Origin of the sequence: Streptomyces sp. NBC_00306 (genome assembly GCF_036169555.1) — a bacterium.
Lineage (GTDB): Bacteria > Actinomycetota > Actinomycetes > Streptomycetales > Streptomycetaceae > Streptomyces > Streptomyces achmelvichensis.
The window spans coordinates 7,025,250-7,042,543 of record NZ_CP108032.1 but is presented as its reverse complement, the minus strand read 5'-3'; the positions used below and the strand labels follow the sequence as shown (position 1 = coordinate 7,042,543).

Genomic DNA, 17,294 nt, shown 5'->3' with positions numbered 1-17,294 from the left:
CGCATTCCTCTCCGGCGCCGGCGAGGTGAGCTGTCGGGTTCGGGCTGGAGATGCCCGGTCACGTTGCTGCGTGACTTCACCCCAAGCCGTCCGGAGCACCGGACGGCGTACTACCTGGGTCCCCCGCTCCTGCCACACGTGGGTGGGTGGGTATTCCGGTCGGCGGCAGGATTAGGCGGTCCGTCCGGATTTCCGTGACCGTAAGCGAGCATTGCGGACGGGAACAAGCCACCTCTTTTTCCGATCAGGGGCCACATACATATCTGACGGGAAATTCCGGTCACACTCCGTGGACGAGGGAGCGTCAACTTCCTTCTGGTGTCGCAGTTCTGGCCGGTGGATCAGCCACGGTCCGTCACGAATGAGATCCTGCTCACGGGCCTTTTCCCATCTCCATTCCAGATGGGGCAGGCTATGGCGAACAGTTCAATTCGGACAGAAAGCCCAGATATAAAGAATGGTGAGCGGTATCAGCCAATTCGCCGCAACCTGATCACCATGGCGTCCATGTCGCCCTTCAGCCCGGTCTGCAGCCCGTGATGGAGCAGCACCGATCCCCGGTGCACCTGCGCGGTGTCCTGGCACTCGTAGGCCGCGGCCGGGTCGAGGCCGCGCAGCCTCAGCCGCGGCGGCTGCTCGCCGTAGTGCTGCGCCTGGAGCCAGGCGAGGACGACGGTCTCGTCCCCGCGCAGGTACTGCACGGCGCTGAGCCCGCCCTCCGGTGCCCGCAGCCGGTACAGGTCTCCGTGCTGCACGACCGGCCGGATCCTCTTGTAGAGCTCCACCCAGTCGCGCGCCTCGGCCAGCTCCTCCTCGGTCCACTCGGTCAGGTCGCCGCCCACCCCGAGCACACCCGCCATGGCGCTCACGAAGCGGAAGCGCAGGCTGCTGAATCGCCCGTTGAGCTGGACATTGGGGCTGTCGGTGACCCAGGCGGCCATCACCCGCGCGGGGTGGATCTGGGTGAAGCCGTCCTGGATCGCGAGCCGGTCCAGCGGATCGGTGTTGTCCGAGGTCCACACCTGGTCGGTGCGGGAGAGGATCCCCAGATCGATCCGGCCGCCACCGCCGGAGCAGGACTCGAACGCGACACCGGGGTGTGCGGCACGCAGCCGCTCCAGGAGCGCGTAGAGGGCGTCGACGTGTTCCACCCACAGCCGCTGCGGATAGTCCTCACCGGGCCAGCCGGCGTCCGTGAAGCAGCGGTTGAAGTCCCACTTCACATAGTCGATCGGTGCGCTGCCGAGCAGCGTGTGCAACTGCTCCCACAGGTAGTCCTGCACGTCCTTGCGGGCGAGGTTCAGGACCAGCTGATTGCGGAGCTCGGTCCTGGTCCGTCCGGGGTGGTGCTGCACCCAGTCGGGATGCGCCCGGTAGAGATCGCTGTCGGCGTTGACCATCTCCGGCTCGACCCAGATGCCGAACTGCATGCCCAGCTCGTGCACTTCGTCCGCGAGCGGCCGCAGGCCGTTCGGGAAGCGGTCCGGGTTGGGGGTCCAGTCGCCGAGGCCGGCGCGGTCGCTCGTCCGCTGCCCGAACCAGGCGTCGTCGACCACGAACAGCTCGACGCCCACGTCCGCCGCCCGCCGGGCGAGCGCGCGCTGCTGGTCCTCGGAGATGTCGAAGTTCGTCGCCTCCCAGGAGTTGTAGAGCACGGGCCGGTCGGCGGCGGCGTCCGGGATCACCCGCGCGCGCTGCCACGTGTGCCAGGCACGACTGGCGCCGCCGAACCCCTCGGCGCTCCACAGACCGGCGAATACGGGTGAGGTGTAGCTCTGCCCGGGAGCGAGCTTGAGCAGTCCGGAGTCGTCGTAACCGGCCCCGCCGGTGATCTGCACCAGGCCGTCGGGCAGCTGCTGGACGCTGATGCGCCAGGACCCGGACCAGCCGAGCGCGCAGCCGTAGACCTCGCCGTGTTCCTCGGTCGCTCCGTCCGCGTCGAGCGCGACCCAGGGAAGGTGCTGGTGGCCGGTGTGGCCGCGGCGGCTGCTGAGCACCTTTTCGCCATAGGTGAGCGGGGACCGTACGAGCAGGGACTCGGCGGCCCACCGGCCGTGCAGCTGGCTCAGCCGCCAGGCGTCGCGCTGCGGCAGCGTCCAGGCGGCCGCGTCGGCCCGCAGCAGCTCCAGATCGGGCCCCTCCCCTTCATGGGCGACCGTCACCCAGCGCTCGATCACATCGGCCTCGTCGCACATGCGGTGGTGAAGGATGAGCCCCAGCCCGTGCACGGCGTCCGTGAAGCGCAGCCGCAGCTCGTCGCCGTCCGCGGAGGCGTCGGCGAAGGCCCACTCGGTACCGCGCACCTGGGGTGTGCGGACGGAGAGGGAGGGGCGGACGAAACGGGGGCCACCCTCGACGGGGTACTCCTCGTGCCCGTCGAGAGGGGACTCGAACGGCCAGTAGGGCGGCAGCCCCCGGTCCGCGAGCGCCTCGGCGTCCGCACCGGATATGTGCGGCCCCCAGTGGAGATGCAACAGCTCGTCGTCGTCCGTGAGGTGCAGCGCATAGCTGCTCGTCGGTCCGGAGAGAACCCACGTACGACCCTTGCCAACGCTCTCGATCATCCCGACCCCTCAGATACTCACAGGTCCGCACAGGCCCGCACATCATCCGACGCGGACCACCGCCCGTGCAACGCCTCTGCGGGGTCGGGGCCAAGATGATTGCCCGACGAATCCATGTCGTATCGTCGAGACCGCCGTCGTCGGCGACCGGCGCCGACCGCAGTGACTTCAGGAGCTCACGTGACGCAGCAGCTGCCGCAGGTCCCGTCGACCGAGCCCGAACTGGCCGGTGTGCGCAACTTTCGGGACGTGGGTGGTCTGCCGACCGTGGACGGCAGGCAGGTGCGGTACGGAAAGCTCTTCCGCAGCGGCCATCTCGCGAACGCGACCGCGGCCGACGCCTCGTTCCTGACGACGCTCGGCCTGCACACGATCTTCGACTTCCGCAACGCGGCGGACATGCGGCTGGAAGGTCCTGACGTCGAGCTTCCCGGCGTACGCAATCTGAACCTGCCGCTCACCGACCCGGCCGACGGCGCGGAGTTCTGGAAGATGGTCCGCGAGGGCAACATCGACCAGCTGCGCTCGATCCTCTCGGACGGCAAGGCGGCGGACAGGATGTCCGCCTCCTACCGCACGATCATCACGCAGCGCACCGGCGAGCACAGCCGTGTCCTGCACGCACTCGCCGAGAACAGCGTGCCGGCCCTGATGCACTGCGCCGCGGGCAAGGACCGCGCGGGTCTGTCGATCGCCGTGTCCCTGATGGCGGTCGGGGTGGAGCGCGAGGCGATCGAGGCGGACTACCTCAAGTCCAACGACCCGCACCGGCGTTACGTGGTCCGGCGCAAGGACAACTCTCCCGCCGGCATGTCGCCGGAGGGGATGGAGCTGCTGAGCCCCCTCTTCGACGCCCGCTCCACGTATCTGCACGCCGCGTTCGACACGATCGACCAGACCTGGGGCACCACCGACCGCTATCTCACCGAGGGCCTGAAGGTGAGCCCCGAGACGCGCGAGCAATTGCGGTCCCGGCTCCTCGACGAGGCGTGAGCCCCTCGGCGTGAGCCCCTCGGCGTGAGCCCCTCGGCGTGAGCGTACCGGTTCACGTGCGGCCCCTCGCCGTACGTGAACCTCTCGCTCGCCGAAACCGGCTACTTCGCCCCCACGGTGAACAGCAGGTAGAGGAACCCGGCGAAGACATGGCCCGCCACCAGATACGCGAAGAGCCGGATCACCAGCCCCCGGGGAAACGACTTCTCCTCGTTGCTCTCGGACACGACGGTCTCGCTTTCGGCTCGGCGGTACGGAGGGTCCCCGGATCAGGCGTGCGGATCAGGCGTGCGGATGCAGATCGGGGCTCTGCAGCAGCGTGTGCACGAACAGCAGCTCGGCCCCGTCCGGGGTGGCCGCCGCGATGCGGTGCGGAGTCAGCGAGTCGAAGTGCGCGCTGTCCCCGGGGGCCAGTTCGTGCACCGTGTCGCCGAGGCTCAGCCGCAGCCGTCCGTCGAGGACGTGGATCCACTCCTCGCCCGGATGCACGCGCACCAGGTCGCCCTGGGCTCCGTACGGCACCACCACCCGCAGGGCCTGCATCGCGCGGCCGGATCCGCCGGCCTGGTGGTAGGTCCAGCCGTCCGCCGCGGTGGGCTCGCGCGCACCGGCCCGGATGACGGGCTCACGCTCGGGCGCCTGCTCGCCGAGAAGCTCGGCGACCGTCGTACCGTAGATCCTGGCGAGACCGAGCAGCATCGGCAGCGACGGCTGCCGGCGGCCGGTCTCCAGCCGGGACAGATGGGCGGGTGACAGCTCGGCGCGATGCGCGGCTGCTTCCAGGGTGAGCCCTCGGCGGCGGCGCAGATCGCGCAGCCGGGGCGCGACGTCGGGCAGCGCGCCCGGCGACTCTCCCGTATGGCTGGTCATGCATCCATTGGGCCAGAGAAAGTGCCTCTGAGGCAAACTGTTTGCCTCAGAGGCAAAAGCTCAGCGGTTGGCGACGGCCTGCTTCACCAGAGTCTTGCCGAAGTCCCACATCAGACCGCCCCCGGCGTGCGCGTCGTCCATCACGGCCGTGAAGGCGGCGACGAACCGGTCGACCTCCCGTTCACCGATCGTCAGCGGCGGAATCAACTTGATCACCTCCAGATGGTCGCCGGAGACCTGGGTGAGAATGCGGTGCTTCTGGAGCAGGGGCACCACGACCATCTGCGCGAACAGACCCTTGCGGGCTGCCTGGAGCATCGCCCAGCGGCTGCGGAGCTTGATCGAATCGGGCCGCCCGAACTCGATGCCGATCATCAGACCGCGTCCGCGTACCTCGTGCAGGAACTCGTACCGGTCGACGAGCGCGGCCAGCCGGGACCGCAGCAGATCGCCGGTCGCCCGCGCGTTCGCCACGACCTGCTCGTCCTCGATCACCGACAGGACAGCCAGCCCCGCGGCCATGGCCTGGGCGTTGGAGCCGAAGCTCGCCGAGTGCACGAGGACCCGGTCCATCGAGGAGTAGACCTTCTTGAAGATCCAGTCCTTGCCGAGGGTCGCCCCCACCGGTACGTAGCCACCGGAGAGCGCCTTCGCCACGCAGACGAGGTCCGGCTCGACGTCCTCGTGCTGGTAGGCGTAGAAGTCGCCGCTACGGCCGAGGCCGGTCTGCACCTCGTCGGCGATCAGCAGCGCCTTGTGCCGGCGCAGTGCGTCCTGAGCGGCGCGCAGGAACCCGGGCGGGGGCTCGATGACCCCCTTGCCCTGGATCGGCTCGACCACCAGGGCGGCCACGTCGCCGCGCCTCAGCTCGCGCTCCAGCGCGGCGAGGTCGCCGGGCTCGACGGCGGTGTCGGGCAGCAGCGGGGCGAACCCGTCCCGGAAGGACGCCTCGCCGTTGACGGACAGGGATCCGGTGGTCAGCCCGTGGAAGGCGTGGGTGCAGTACAGCACCCTCGGCCTGCCGGTGGCGTACCGCGCGAACTTCAGCGCGGTCTCGACCGCTTCCGTACCGCTGTTGCCGAAGAACACCCGGTCCAGATGCGGGCTGTGCGCCAGCAGCTTCTCGGCCAGCAGCCCCGGCAGGGGCTGGCAGTCGAAGCGGGTGAGATCGGCGAGCGAGGCGTCGAGCACGTCGTGCAGCGCCTTGCGGACGACGGGGTGGTGGCGGCCGAGGCCCATCACCCCGAAGCCCGCGAGCATGTCGAGGTAGTCGTTGCCCTCGGCGTCCCAGAAGTAGGCGCCTTCGGCCCGTTCGTAGACCTTGTCGAAGCCGATGGTGTGCAGCATGCGCGGCAGTTGGTGATTGAGGTGCCGCAGATGCAGGTCGTAGCGCTCGGCCCCGCGCTCGGCGAGCAGCTTCGCGAGGTCGAAGCCCTTGGGCGGCTCCGCGCCGGGAGGCTGCTCGCATGCCTTGAGCGGCTCGGTCATTCCTCAGTTCTCCTTAGGCACGAGGGCGGCACTGATCCGTCCCGCGATCTCCACCGGTGTGAGGCCGATGTCGGCGAGCACCTCGCCGCGTTTGGCGTGGGCGAGGAACTGCTCGGGGATGCCGAACGTGCGCAGCGGCACGTCCACTCCCGCGTCCCGGAGCGCCTGCCCCACGGCCGAACCCACGCCGCCGGCCCGGCTGTTGTCCTCCACGACGGCCACCAGCCGGTGCGCCGCGGCGAGCGGTGGGAGCTGTTCGTCCACCGGCTTGACCCACCGCGGGTCCACCACCGTGCAGCGGATCCCGCGCCCGCGGAGCAGGTCCACCGCCTGAAGGCAGACGGAGGCGAGTGCGCCCACGGACACCAGCAGCACCTCGGGGTCCTCCGCACGGTGCAGGACGTCCATGCCGCCGACCCGGTCGACGGCCTCGACGGGCTCGCTCACCGTCTCCTTCGGGAAGCGCAGCACGGTCGGTGCGTCGTCCACCGCGACGGCCTCGCGCAGCTCCTGGCGCAGCCGCTCGGCGTCGCGGGGAGCGGCGATCCGCAGGCCCGGGACGACCTGGAGGATCGACATGTCCCACATGCCGTTGTGCGAGGGCCCGTCGACTCCGGTGACCCCGGCCCGGTCCAGCACGAAGGTCACGCCGCACCGGTGCAGGGCGACGTCCATCAGCAGCTGGTCGAAGGCGCGGTTGAGGAAGGTGGCGTAGACGGCGACGACGGGATGCAGTCCGCCGGTGGCCAGTCCGGCCGCGGAGACCGCGGCGTGCTGCTCGGCGATCCCGACGTCCCACACACGGTCCGGGAAGCGCTCGGCGAACCGGGTGAGGCCGACCGGGTGAAGCATCGCGGCGGTGATCGCGACGACGTCCGGCCGCTCCGCACCGATCTCGGCGATCTCGTCACCGAACACCGAGGTCCACGACGGTCCGCCGGCGGGCGTCAGCGGCTCGCAGGTGAGCGGGTCCATCACGCCGACCGTGTGGAACCGGTCGGCCTCGTCCTCGACCGCCGGCTGGTAGCCGCGGCCCTTTTCGGTCAGACAGTGGACCAGGACGGGCCCGTGGAAACGGGCGGCCCGCCGCAGCGCCGACTCGACCGCCGCCACATCGTGCCCGTCGATGGGTCCCACGTACTTCAGGCCCAGGTCCTCGAACATCCCCTGCGGGGCGAAGGCGTCCTTGAAGCCCTTCTTGGCCCCGTGCAGGGACTCGTACAGCGGCTTGCCGACGACCGGGGTGTGGTGGAGGACGTCCTTGCCCCAGGCGAGGAAGCGCTCGTAGCCGTCGGTCGTCCGGAGAGTGGCGAGGTGGTTCGCGAGGCCGCCGATCGTGGGCGCGTAGGAACGCTCGTTGTCGTTCACGACGATGATCAGCGGGCGGTCCTTGGCCGCGGCGATGTTGTTCAGCGCCTCCCAGGCCATACCGCCGGTCAGCGCGCCGTCCCCGATGACGGCCACGACATGGCCGGTGGAACCGAGCACCTGATGAGCCTTGGCGAGTCCGTCGACCCAGCCGAGCACGGTGGACGCGTGGGAGTTCTCGATGACGTCGTGCTCCGACTCCTCACGGGAGGGGTAGCCGGAGAGCCCGCCCTTGCCCCGCAGCTTGGAGAAGTCCTGACGGCCGGTGAGCAGCTTGTGCACATAGCTCTGGTGGCCGGTGTCCCACAGGATGCGGTCGACGGGCGATTCGAACACGCGGTGCAGAGCCAGCGTCAGCTCCACCACGCCGAGATTGGGGCCGAGATGGCCCCCCGTTCTGGCCACCGCATGGACCAGGAACTCTCTGATCTCTCTGCCGAGTTCCTCGATTTCCTCGTCGGTCAGCGCCTTGAGATCGCGCGGCCCCCTGATGCTCTCCAGAATCGTCACGGTCGGACCCCCTTCACTTGCCGGTTCAGCTCACGGTGACGGCGGGCGGACCCGATACCGCCCCGGTGTCCTCCATCTGTTCGGCGATCTTCAGCGCCTCTTCGATGAGGGTCTCCACGATCTTCGACTCGGGCACCGTCTTGATGACCTCGCCCTTGACGAAGATCTGACCCTTGCCATTGCCGGACGCCACACCCAGATCGGCCTCACGGGCCTCACCCGGGCCGTTCACCACACACCCCATGACCGCGACCCGCAGAGGCACCTCCATGCCCTCCAGACCCGCCGTCACCTCATCCGCCAGCTTGTACACATCCACCTGCGCCCGACCGCACGACGGACACGACACGATCTCCAGCCGGCGCTGACGCAGATTGAGCGACTCCAGAATCTGGATACCGACCTTCACCTCCTCCGCCGGCGGCGCCGACAGAGAAACCCGGATCGTGTCCCCGATCCCCTCACTCAGCAGCGCACCGAACGCCACCGCCGACTTGATCGTGCCCTGGAAGGCGGGACCCGCCTCCGTCACACCCAGGTGCAGCGGATAGTCCGACTGCGCAGCCAGCTGCCGGTAGGCGTTGACCATCACGACCGGGTCGTTGTGCTTCACCGAGATCTTGATGTCCCGGAAACCGTGCTCCTCGAACAGCGACGCCTCCCACAGCGCCGACTCCACCAGCGCCTCCGGCGTAGCCTTCCCGTACTTCGCCAGCAGCCGCGCATCCAGCGAACCCGCGTTCACCCCGATCCGGATCGGGGTCCCCGCATCACCCGCCGCCCGCGCGATCTCCTTCACCTTGTCGTCGAACTGCTTGATGTTCCCCGGGTTCACCCGCACCGCCGCACAGCCCGCGTCGATCGCCGCGAACACATACTTCGGCTGAAAATGAATGTCCGCGATCACCGGGATCTGCGACTTCCGCGCGATCGTCGACAACGCGTCCGCGTCGTCCTGCGTCGGGCACGCCACCCGCACGATCTGGCAACCGGACGCGGTCAGTTCAGCGATCTGCTGCAGCGTGGCACCGATGTCCGACGTCCTGGTCGTCGTCATCGACTGCACCGACACCGGGGCGTCCCCGCCGACGGCCACCGACCCGACCTGGATGCGCCGCGAGTGGCGGCGCATCGCGATCGGCCGGGCCGGCAGCACCGGGAGCCCCAGTGCGACAGGCTCTGAGGACATCACGTCACCCGTGGTTTCCCGAGACGGTCTCCCGCGCCGCCCTGATGGACTCCTTGAGGGAGCCCATGGTGGCGAGGACGGCGGTGGGCTCGTAGCCGCAGTGCGCCATGCAGTTGGCGCAGCGCGGGTCCTTGCCCCGGCCGTACTTGCTCCAGTCCGTCTCCTCGATGAGCTCCCGGTACGTGGGGACGTACCCGTCGCTCATCAGGTAGCAGGGCCGCTGCCAGCCGAAGAGCGAGTAGTTGGGGATCGCCCACGCCGTGCACGGGAAGTCCGCCTTGCCCTCGAGGAAGTCGAGGAACAGCGGCGAGTGGTTGAGCCGCCAGCGCCGCCGGTTGCCGCCCGCGAAGGACTTCTTGAACAGCTCGCGGGTCTGCTCGACACCCAGGAAGTGCTCCTGGTCGGGTGCCTTCTCGTACGCGTACGCGGGCGAGATCATCATCTCGTCCACCTTCAGCTCGTCGTTCAGGTAGTTGAGCACCTCGATGACGGTCTGCGGGGTGTCGGTGTTGAAGAAGGTCGAGTTCGTCGTGACCCGGAAGCCGCGGCGCTTGGCCTCCTTGATCGCCTCCACGGCCTCGTCGAAGACGCCTTCCTTGGCCACCGACTCGTCGTGCCGCTCGCGCAGCCCGTCGATGTGCACGGCGAAGGCGAAGTACGGGGAGGGGGTGAACTTCTCGATCTTCTTGCGCAGCAGCATCGCGTTGGTGCAGAGGAAGACGTACTTCTTCTTCGCGACCAACTGGCGCACGATCTCGTCGATCTGAGGATGCATCAGCGGCTCACCGCCGGCGATGGAGACCATGGGCGCGCCCGATTCGAGCACCGCACCCACCGCCTGCGCCACCGGCATGCGCTGCTTGAGGACACCGGCCGGATGCTGGATCTTCCCGCACCCCTCACACGCCAGATTGCAGGCGAAGAGCGGCTCCAGCTCGACGATGAGCGGAAACTTCTCCCGCTTGCGGAGTTTCTGTTCGAAGAGGTACGTCCCGACCCTGATGGTCTGACGAAGCGGCATGGCCATCTAGCTCACCTCCTGGGGAGCAGCAAAGAACGGTGCCATTCAAAGAAAGCAGGAAGCACGGCACGAAGAACACGGAAGGCTGATATTCCACCGCGGACCGTGCCAATACGGACGAGCTCATGCTCTGGAGCGTCCACGACCACTCGGACGGCCGCAACCGGGCGGGGTCCGGCGCCCAGCGCTGTGCGGAGCGTGACGGCGGACTCCATGTCCACCGCGATCGCGCCGGTGGCACACAGGGCCGCCCGCTCGGGACCGCGGACGACATGATCGGAACCGATCAGCGGACCGCAGTGCACCGCGCGCCCGGGCACGGCCCTGGCCACGGCCTTGACCAGCAGTTCCGTGTCCGTGCAGCGGCTGGTACCGGCGGGGTGGCGGGTCTCGTCGGCGACGATCAGGTCCCCGGGATGCATCCCCGGGGCGAGCCCCGCACAGAATCCGGACGCCACGACCGGCGCCCCGCCCATGGCCGTGGCACTCAGGGCCGCGCGTACGGCACGTTCCGCGTTCTGCGGCCCCATGCCCGTACGCAGCACGGTCACCGGCCCCCGCGCGCCGCTGCGGTCGCCGCTGCGCAGGGCGGCCTTCTCGATACCGAGCGCACAGGCGATCAGCAGCGGCGAGGCGGAGCCGGAGGGCCCCGGGGAAGCTGCCATCAGCCCCCCTTGCGGGCGGGCGCGCGCCCGGCGAACGGTTCGCCGTGCACGTACCGGCCGAGCGCGGTCAGCGGAAAGACCTGCCGGTAGAGGTGGTAGTTGATCGAGAAGTCCCAGGGGAAGCCGGTCCCCGTGAAGTGGGGCTCGTCCCAGGAACCGTCGGCCCGCTGGGTCACCGCCAGCCAGGTGACACCCCGCTCGACCGCCTTGCTCCCCCGCTCCCCCGCAGCCAGCAGCGCGAGCAGTGCCCACGCGGTCTGGGAGGCCGTGGAGGCGCCGTGGCCGACCCACTCCTCCTCCCGGTAGGAGCGCAGGTCCTCGCCCCAGCCGCCGTCGTCGTTCTGGACGGATTCGAGCCAGCGGACCGCACGGCGGATCGCTGGATGCGATGCGGGCACCCCGGCGGCGGCGAGTGCGGGGACCACCGAGCCGGTTCCGTAGACGTAGTTGACTCCCCAGCGGCCGAACCAGGCGCCGTTCGGCTCCTGTTCGGCGAGGAGCCAGTCGATACCGCGGCGGGTGCGCGGGTGATGGGCCCTTCCCTCGTGCGCGAGCATCTCCACGACATGCGCGGTGACGTCCGCCGACGGCGGGTCGATCACCTCACCGAAGTCGCAGAACGGCAGCCGGTTGGGGAAGGCACTGGTGTTGTCGGCGTCGAAAGCGCCCCAGGCGCCGTTCTTCGACTGCATGCCCAGCGTCCAGCGGCCGGCCCGGACGATGGCGCCCTCGACCTGCGAGGGGTCGGGGTGCTTGACCCTGCGCAGCGCGAGGATGACCTCGGCGGTGTCGTCGATGTCCGGGTAGTTGTCGTTGTGGAACTCGAACGCCCAGCCGCCCGGCGCGAGTTGGGGCCTGCGCACCGCCCAGTCGCCGGGCCGCACGATCTCCTCGCCGAGCATCCAGTCGGCCGCCTTCACCAGGGCGGGATGGTCGGCGGGCAGTCCCGCGTCGGCGAGGGCGATGGTGGCGAGGCAGGTGTCCCAGACCGGCGACTGACAGGCCTCGATCATGCGGGCGCCGTCCTCGCGCCACACGGTGAAGCGGTCCAGCGACTCCAGCCCTGCCCGCATCACCGGATGCCGGAGGTCGTATCCCAGCAGGTGCAGGGCGATGATCGAGTACACGGCGGGCGGCTGGATCCCTCCCCAGCAGCCGTCGTTCTCCTGGCGCTCGATGATCCACCGCGCGGCGGCGTTCATCGCCGCCCGGCGCAGCTTGCGCGGGGCGACCTTGCGGTACAGGTGCAGCGCCTTGTCGGTGCGCTGGAAGAAGCCGTCCCAACTGGCGGCGGGCGCAAGCGGCTTGCCCGGGTTCGGCCGCGCGGGATCGGTGTGCAGCTCGTCGAGCGCGAACGGCGCCGGCCGCACCGGCCGCTTCGCCGAGACGACCGTGAGCGGCACGATGGTCTGCCGGGCCCAGCAGCCGAAGTCGTAGATGTTCAGGGGGAACCACGAGGGCAGGAAGATCAGCTCGGGCGGCAGTTCCGGGAGGTCGTCCCACTTCCACCAGCCGAACAGCGCGAGCCAGATGCGGGTGAAGACCCGGCTCTGCGCGATGCCGCCGTGTTCCCTGATCCAGGCGGCGGCGCGCGCCATGTGCGGATCGTCCGGCAGGTCGCCCGCCAGCCGGAGCGCGACGTAGGCCTCGACGGTGGTGGAGAGCTCCGCGGGACCGCCGTAGAACGTCGCCCAGGTGCCGTCCTCGCGCTGCTCACCGCGGATGAAGCGGCCGGCCGCCTCGGTGGTGCGCGCGTCCTGGATACCGAGGAACTGACGGAGCAGCAGGTCCTCGGCGTCCATCGTCACATTGGTCTCGAGGTCGCCCTTCCACCAGCCCTCGGCGTCCTGGATGCTCAGCAGATACTCGACGGAGCGTTCCGCGGCATGCCGTGCGGCCTCGGGCGGATCGCTCGTGGCCGGGCCCGTGAGGGAGACGAACGGTGTGTCGGTTGTTGAACTGGCCGCGGCTGCGCGGGACTTGAGTGGCCCGCTGCTTCCGTCGGTCGTCGCTGTCATGGCTTCCCCTTCGTTGCAGTGCTGATCTGCTGTGCTGGGGTCTCCGTCGGCCGGCAACCGGTTGCCCGGTCGCCGGCCGGCGACTGCGATTCATATGGTGCAGGCGATAGCGATCATCTCTTCCTGACGACGACGAAGTCGGCGAGCGCGACGAGCTGCGCCCGGACGTGCGCGGGCATCTCGACACCGTTCAGGGCGTCGACGGCGATCGCGTGCTGCCTGCGTGCCTCCTGGGAGGTCCACTCACGACCGCCGGCCTCCTCGATGAGGGCCGCCCGGGTGGCGAACTCCTCCTCGGAGAAGCTGTCGAAGTCGTTGCTCTTGGCGTCGGCCGCGAGCAGCTCCCCGAGGCGCTGCGAGGCGGGTCCTCCCGCGGCGAGCGCGGCGACGACCGGCAGGGACTTCTTGCGCTGGCGCAGATCGCTCCAGGTCTGCTTGCCGGTGGCGACGGGGTCGCCCCAGATGCCCAGCAGATCGTCCACGGCCTGGAAGGCGAGTCCGAGGTGGTAGCCGTACGCCTCCAGCGTGTCGGCGGTACGGTCGTCCGCCCCGCCGAGCACGGCGCCGATGGAGACGGCGCAGGCGAGCAGCGCGCCGGTCTTGTTGCCCTCCATCTCCAGGCACTCCTCGACGGTGACCCGCTCGCGGTGCTCGTAGGAGATGTCCTGGGCCTGGCCGTCGATCAGCTTGCGGGTCGCGGTGGTCAGCCGCCGGGTCGCCCGCCCGGCATCGACCGTGCCGAGCTCCAGCAGGACCTCATTCGCCAGGGCGAACAGCGCGTCACCGACGAGGATCGCCTGCGCCGGGCCGTGCACCTTCCACACGGTGTCGCGGTGACGGCGCTGCTCGTCGCCGTCCATCAGGTCGTCGTGCAGCAGCGAGAAGTTGTGCACCAGCTCGACCGCGACCGCGCCGGGGATGCCGGTCTCGGGCGACGCCCCGGCCGCCTCGGCGGACAGCAGGGCGAGCGCGGGGCGCACGGCCTTGCCGCCGTCACCGTCCGAAGGCCGGCCCTCGGCGTCGATCCAGCCGAAGTGGTACGCGGCGACGGTGTCCATGGGCGGTGCGAGCCGGTCCACGGCCGCACGCAGCACCGGCGTCGACATGGTCCGCCCGCGCTCCAGCAGCGCGACGATGTCCACGTCCGCTGCGGTGTCGTCAGCCGGGTTCGCCGAAGGCACTGTCGGCACGGTCTCTCCTCTTGTTCCAGTACTGATGCTCACGCCGCCTCCTTGAGCGGATGTTCATGGGAGCGGCCGAGAGCGGAGAGCGCGGCGCCGGCGGCACTGAAGCCGCTGCGTACGGCACCCTCCATGGTCGCGGGCCAGCCGGTGGCGGTCCACGCGCCCGCAAGGTACAGCCCCGGCGCACGGGTTCGGGCACCGGGGCGCAGCCTGCCGACGCCCGGCGAGGGTGCGAAGGTCGCCGTGCGCTCACGGGTGACGAAGAAGTCACGCACCTGCGCACCGCGGGCGGCGGGCAACAGCCGCTCCAGCTCCGGCAGATAGCGTGCGCGCAGCTCGGCGACCGGGGTGTCGATCTCGTCCTGGGCGGCCGACTGGGACAGCGCCAGGTACTGACCCTCCGTGAGCCCCGATGCCTCCGTACGGTCGAACACCCACTGGACCGGGGTGCCCAGCGCGGTGAAGAACGGCCGGCGCAGCACCTTGCGGTCGTACACGACATGGATGTTGAGGATCGGCGCGGTGCCGATGTCGAGCAGCCGGTCGGGGTCCTCGACGGCGCCCTCGGGCAGCAGGTCGTGGGCCTCGCGCTGCGCCACGGCGAGGACGACGGTGTCGGCCTCCAGCCGCTCGCCGGCGATGTCGACGTGCCACCGGCCGTGGTCCGCGCGGGATACGGCGCGCACCCGGGTCGACAGCTCGGTGCGGACACCGGCGGAGTCGAGGGCCTTGCGGGCGAGGGTGTCGTGCAGGTCACCGAGCGGCACCCGGGCCCAGCCGATGTCCGCGGCACCCGGCTCGGAGAGCAGTCCGGTCTTGAAGACCATCGCGGCGAGCCCCATGGAGGCGTGGGGCGCGGTGGCGTTCAGGGTCGCGACCCCCACGAGGTCCCAGAGCGCCTCGATGGTGCGCTGCGACTGGCCGTGCCGCCCGAGCCAGGTCGCGAAGTCGATGCCGTCCAGCGCGGGATCGGCCGGGTCGAGCCTGCCGAGCGCGAGGGCGGCGCGTCCCGCACTCGCCCGCTCGGCGAGCGAGAGATGCGGATAGGTGGCGAGGCTGGCGGCGAGGTGCAGCGGTACGGGCAGCGCGGTGCGGCGCAGCCGGCCGAGCCGGGGTCCGCCGGCGCGGGCCACGTCCAGGACGGGGACGTCCAGCCGGTCCTGGAGCGGGGCCAGCGCGGCACCGTCGACGCGGTCGAGGAACCAGCGGTAGGCGGTGCAGCAGCGCAGATAGACGTGCTGGCCGTTGTCGACGGTCAGGGCGCCGCGCTGGAAGGAGAAGGCGAGGCCGCCCAGTCGTGGGCGGCCTTCGACGAGAGTGACGCCCACGCCCGCGTCGGCGAGCTGAAGCGCCGCGGTGATACCGGCCAGTCCGCCGCCGATCACCACCGCGTGCCGGGAACGCATGTCCTCGTCCGTCATGCGACCTCCCCTCGGGCCGTTGCCGTCAGGGACGCCGGACCGGTCCGGACGGTTGCCCGCCGGTTGTGCGTGTCGGGCCGTGGCATCAGGCGCGCCCTCTCTGACGGGTGATGTGCCGGGCGTCGAGCCCCGACAGACCGCGCACCGCCACGAACGCCTTCTCGCGGCCGGGGAGCGAGACGCGGCCGCGCAGCACCGCTTCGGGGTCGCGCTCGATGCGGTCGAGCAGGCGGCGGTAGATGCCGGCCATGGCGGCGACACAGGCACCGCTGCGCCGGTCGAGCATGGGCAGCAGCCGGTAGCCCTCGGCGAAGAGGGCCCGGGCGCGCCGTACTTCGAAGTGGACGAGGCCCGCGAAGTCGGAGCCGGCCGGCGGGGTCGCCGAGTGGAATCCGGCGGAGCAGCCGAACTTGGCGAGATCGTCGGCGGGCAGGTAGGTGCGCCCGTTGGCCGCGTCCTCGCGAACGTCCCTGAGGATGTTGGTGAGTTGGAGGGCGAGGCCCAGCGTGTCGGCGTACTCGGGAGCGCGTTCGGCGCCGCGTGCGCCGGGCTGAGTACCGAACACGCCGAGGGAGAGCCGTCCGATCGCGCCCGCCACGCAGCGGCAGTAGACCTTGAGGTCGTCCCAGGTCTCGTAGGCCTCGCCGCGTACGTCCATCTGGACACCGTCGATGAGCTCGTCGAGCCCGTCGAGCGGGATCGGGAAGCGCTGTGCCGCGTCCGCGAGAGCGACGGCGACCGGGTCGGTGTCGTCCTCGGCGATCGCACCCTGCCGGACGCGGTCCAGCAGGGCCCGCGTCACTTCGAGGCGGTCGCGCTTGGCCTCGGGCGCGAGCGTGCCGTCGCCGATGTCGTCGACACGGCGGGAGAACGCGTACAGCGCGGACATGGCCTGCCGCTTGTCGGTCGGCAGCAGCCTGATCCCGTAGGCGAAGTTACGCGCCTGCTGTCCGGTGACGGCCTCGCAGTAGCTGTACGCGGCCTGCACCGGTGGCGACACGTCGGTCGGTCCCTCCATCGTCCCGCTCACCCCTCTCTACGCGCTCTTCGCAGGACTGCTCCGACTTCGCGCAACAGCCTTGTCCTGGCAGGTCTGGGCGGTCCCGGCAGGACGTCGTGACCGGCGGCCGCGATCGCGGCGAGGGCGGCACGCCCGCCGCCCACGAAGCCGGCGAGCAGCAGCCGCAGCCGGCCGTGGACGCTGCCGACCAGCGGAATGCCTTCGTCCAGCAGCCGGCAGGCGCGCTCGCACTCGTAGGCGATCAGGGCACGCACCGACGCACTCCCGGCCGGCGCGGCCAGATCGGCCTCCGTCACCCCGAACCGCTGCATGTCGTCGGCAGGCAGATAGATCCGGTCGCGCGCGAGGTCCTCGGTCACGTCCTGGAGGTGCTCGACGATCTGGAGCGCGGTGCACACGGCGTCGGACCGGCGCACCCGCTCGGGACTGGCCGTACCGGTGATCCGGAGGACGAGCCGGCCGACGGGGTTGGCGGACAGCTCGCAGTAGGCGAGGAGTTCGTCGTACGTCTTGTACCGCCGCACCAGCTGATCCTGACGGTTCGCGGCGATCAGCCCGGCGAAGGGCCCGGGGTCGAGCGAGCAGCGCCGCACGGTGGGGAGCAGCCCCCGCAGCAGCGGGTGGTGCGGCGTCTCGTCGCCGTCGGGGGTGAAGACGCGCCGCAGATCGGTCTCGAAGGCGTCCAGCATCACGAGGCGGTCGTCGGCGTCGGCCGGGTCCACGCCGAGATGGCGGGCGTCCGCACCGCCCGGGGCGAGGTCGCCGTCGCCGATGTCGTCGACCAGACGGGCGAAGCCGTACACGGCCATCAGATCGTCGCGCCAGGCGCGTGGCAGGAAGAAGGGGGCCACGGGAAAGTTCTCGTCCGCGGCCTTGTCGAGGGTGGCACGTGCGGAATCAGCCGAGGTCGCCACGCGTGTCTGCCGGGTGCCGGTCATACGTGGCTGCCCGGCGAGGGGACGGCGAAAGCCTCGAGGAGCTG

Annotated in this window: 14 protein-coding genes and 1 riboswitch; of the genes, 1 reads left to right on the top strand and 13 read right to left on the bottom strand. The window is 70.3% G+C overall.

Translation table 11 applies throughout. The features are described 5' to 3' along the window. Positions 1-155: riboswitch (cyclic di-AMP (ydaO/yuaA leader) on the bottom strand. A 315-nt stretch (positions 156-470) separates the two neighbouring features. Next, positions 471-2,564, bottom strand: a complete 2,094-nt coding sequence (locus OHA05_RS31450; protein WP_328862394.1) for an alpha-galactosidase — start codon at positions 2,562-2,564, stop codon at positions 471-473. A 180-nt stretch (positions 2,565-2,744) separates the two neighbouring features. Between OHA05_RS31450 and OHA05_RS31445 the strand changes: the two genes are divergently transcribed. Further along, positions 2,745-3,557, top strand: coding sequence for a tyrosine-protein phosphatase (locus tag OHA05_RS31445; RefSeq protein WP_328862393.1), 813 nt, complete (start codon positions 2,745-2,747; stop codon positions 3,555-3,557). 101 nt (positions 3,558-3,658) lie between these two features. On the opposite strand, the gene OHA05_RS31440 is transcribed toward OHA05_RS31445, so the two are convergent. From OHA05_RS31440 to hpnC, 12 genes are all read right to left on the bottom strand, one after another. Beyond that, entirely contained in the window at positions 3,659-3,784 is a 126-nt protein-coding gene (locus OHA05_RS31440; RefSeq protein ID WP_313942871.1) for a DUF6126 family protein, read from the bottom strand. Positions 3,785-3,839: 55 nt separating this feature from the next. Further along, positions 3,840-4,427, bottom strand: a complete 588-nt coding sequence (locus tag OHA05_RS31435) for an XRE family transcriptional regulator (RefSeq protein ID WP_328862392.1) — start codon at positions 4,425-4,427, stop codon at positions 3,840-3,842. Positions 4,428-4,487: 60 nt separating this feature from the next. Further along, positions 4,488-5,915: an aspartate aminotransferase family protein gene (locus OHA05_RS31430; RefSeq protein ID WP_328862391.1), complete on the bottom strand. Its 1,428-nt coding sequence runs from the start codon at positions 5,913-5,915 to the stop codon at positions 4,488-4,490. A 3-nt stretch (positions 5,916-5,918) separates the two neighbouring features. Further along, positions 5,919-7,793, bottom strand: a complete 1,875-nt coding sequence (gene dxs, locus OHA05_RS31425) for a 1-deoxy-D-xylulose-5-phosphate synthase (protein ID WP_328862390.1) — start codon at positions 7,791-7,793, stop codon at positions 5,919-5,921. Between the two features lie 25 nt (positions 7,794-7,818). Beyond that, entirely contained in the window at positions 7,819-8,982 is a 1,164-nt protein-coding gene (gene ispG, locus OHA05_RS31420; RefSeq protein ID WP_313942875.1) for a flavodoxin-dependent (E)-4-hydroxy-3-methylbut-2-enyl-diphosphate synthase, read from the bottom strand. Between the two features lie 4 nt (positions 8,983-8,986). Then, entirely contained in the window at positions 8,987-10,009 is a 1,023-nt protein-coding gene (gene hpnH / locus OHA05_RS31415) for an adenosyl-hopene transferase HpnH (RefSeq protein WP_313942876.1), read from the bottom strand. A gap of 5 nt (positions 10,010-10,014) precedes the next feature. Next, a complete protein-coding gene (locus OHA05_RS31410) occupies positions 10,015-10,668 on the bottom strand; it encodes a phosphorylase family protein (protein WP_328862389.1) in 654 nt (217 codons plus the stop codon). Then, positions 10,668-12,686 (bottom strand): squalene--hopene cyclase, encoded by a 2,019-nt coding sequence (gene shc / locus OHA05_RS31405; RefSeq protein ID WP_328862388.1) that lies wholly within the window; start codon positions 12,684-12,686, stop codon positions 10,668-10,670. The genes OHA05_RS31410 and shc overlap by 1 nt, the downstream gene beginning before the upstream one ends. Before the next feature lie 113 nt (positions 12,687-12,799). Continuing rightward, entirely contained in the window at positions 12,800-13,867 is a 1,068-nt protein-coding gene (locus tag OHA05_RS31400) for a polyprenyl synthetase family protein (protein ID WP_313948794.1), read from the bottom strand. Between the two features lie 38 nt (positions 13,868-13,905). Then, a complete protein-coding gene (gene hpnE, locus OHA05_RS31395; RefSeq protein ID WP_328862387.1) occupies positions 13,906-15,291 on the bottom strand; it encodes a hydroxysqualene dehydroxylase HpnE in 1,386 nt (461 codons plus the stop codon). An 85-nt stretch (positions 15,292-15,376) separates the two neighbouring features. Then, complete coding sequence (hpnD, locus tag OHA05_RS31390; protein ID WP_313942880.1) at positions 15,377-16,309, bottom strand: presqualene diphosphate synthase HpnD; 933 nt, start codon at positions 16,307-16,309, stop codon at positions 15,377-15,379. A gap of 8 nt (positions 16,310-16,317) precedes the next feature. Next, positions 16,318-17,250 carry a squalene synthase HpnC gene (gene hpnC, locus OHA05_RS31385; protein ID WP_328862386.1) on the bottom strand — a complete coding sequence of 311 codons (933 nt, stop codon included), beginning with the start codon at positions 17,248-17,250 and terminating at the stop codon, positions 16,318-16,320. Between the last annotated feature and the right edge of the window lie 44 nt (positions 17,251-17,294).

Coding starts and splice junctions, on each gene's coding strand:
- OHA05_RS31435 (WP_328862392.1), bottom strand. CDS start 4,427: ATGACCAGCCATACGGGAGAGTCGCCGGGCGCGCTGCCCGACGTCGCG.
- OHA05_RS31430 (WP_328862391.1), bottom strand. CDS start 5,915: ATGACCGAGCCGCTCAAGGCATGCGAGCAGCCTCCCGGCGCGGAGCCG.
- hpnH (WP_313942876.1), bottom strand. CDS start 10,009: ATGGCCATGCCGCTTCGTCAGACCATCAGGGTCGGGACGTACCTCTTC.
- OHA05_RS31450 (WP_328862394.1), bottom strand. CDS start 2,564: ATGATCGAGAGCGTTGGCAAGGGTCGTACGTGGGTTCTCTCCGGACCG.
- hpnC (WP_328862386.1), bottom strand. CDS start 17,250: ATGACCGGCACCCGGCAGACACGCGTGGCGACCTCGGCTGATTCCGCA.
- OHA05_RS31410 (WP_328862389.1), bottom strand. CDS start 10,668: ATGGCAGCTTCCCCGGGGCCCTCCGGCTCCGCCTCGCCGCTGCTGATC.
- hpnD (WP_313942880.1), bottom strand. CDS start 16,309: ATGGAGGGACCGACCGACGTGTCGCCACCGGTGCAGGCCGCGTACAGC.
- shc (WP_328862388.1), bottom strand. CDS start 12,686: ATGACAGCGACGACCGACGGAAGCAGCGGGCCACTCAAGTCCCGCGCA.
- hpnE (WP_328862387.1), bottom strand. CDS start 15,291: ATGACGGACGAGGACATGCGTTCCCGGCACGCGGTGGTGATCGGCGGC.
- ispG (WP_313942875.1), bottom strand. CDS start 8,982: ATGTCCTCAGAGCCTGTCGCACTGGGGCTCCCGGTGCTGCCGGCCCGG.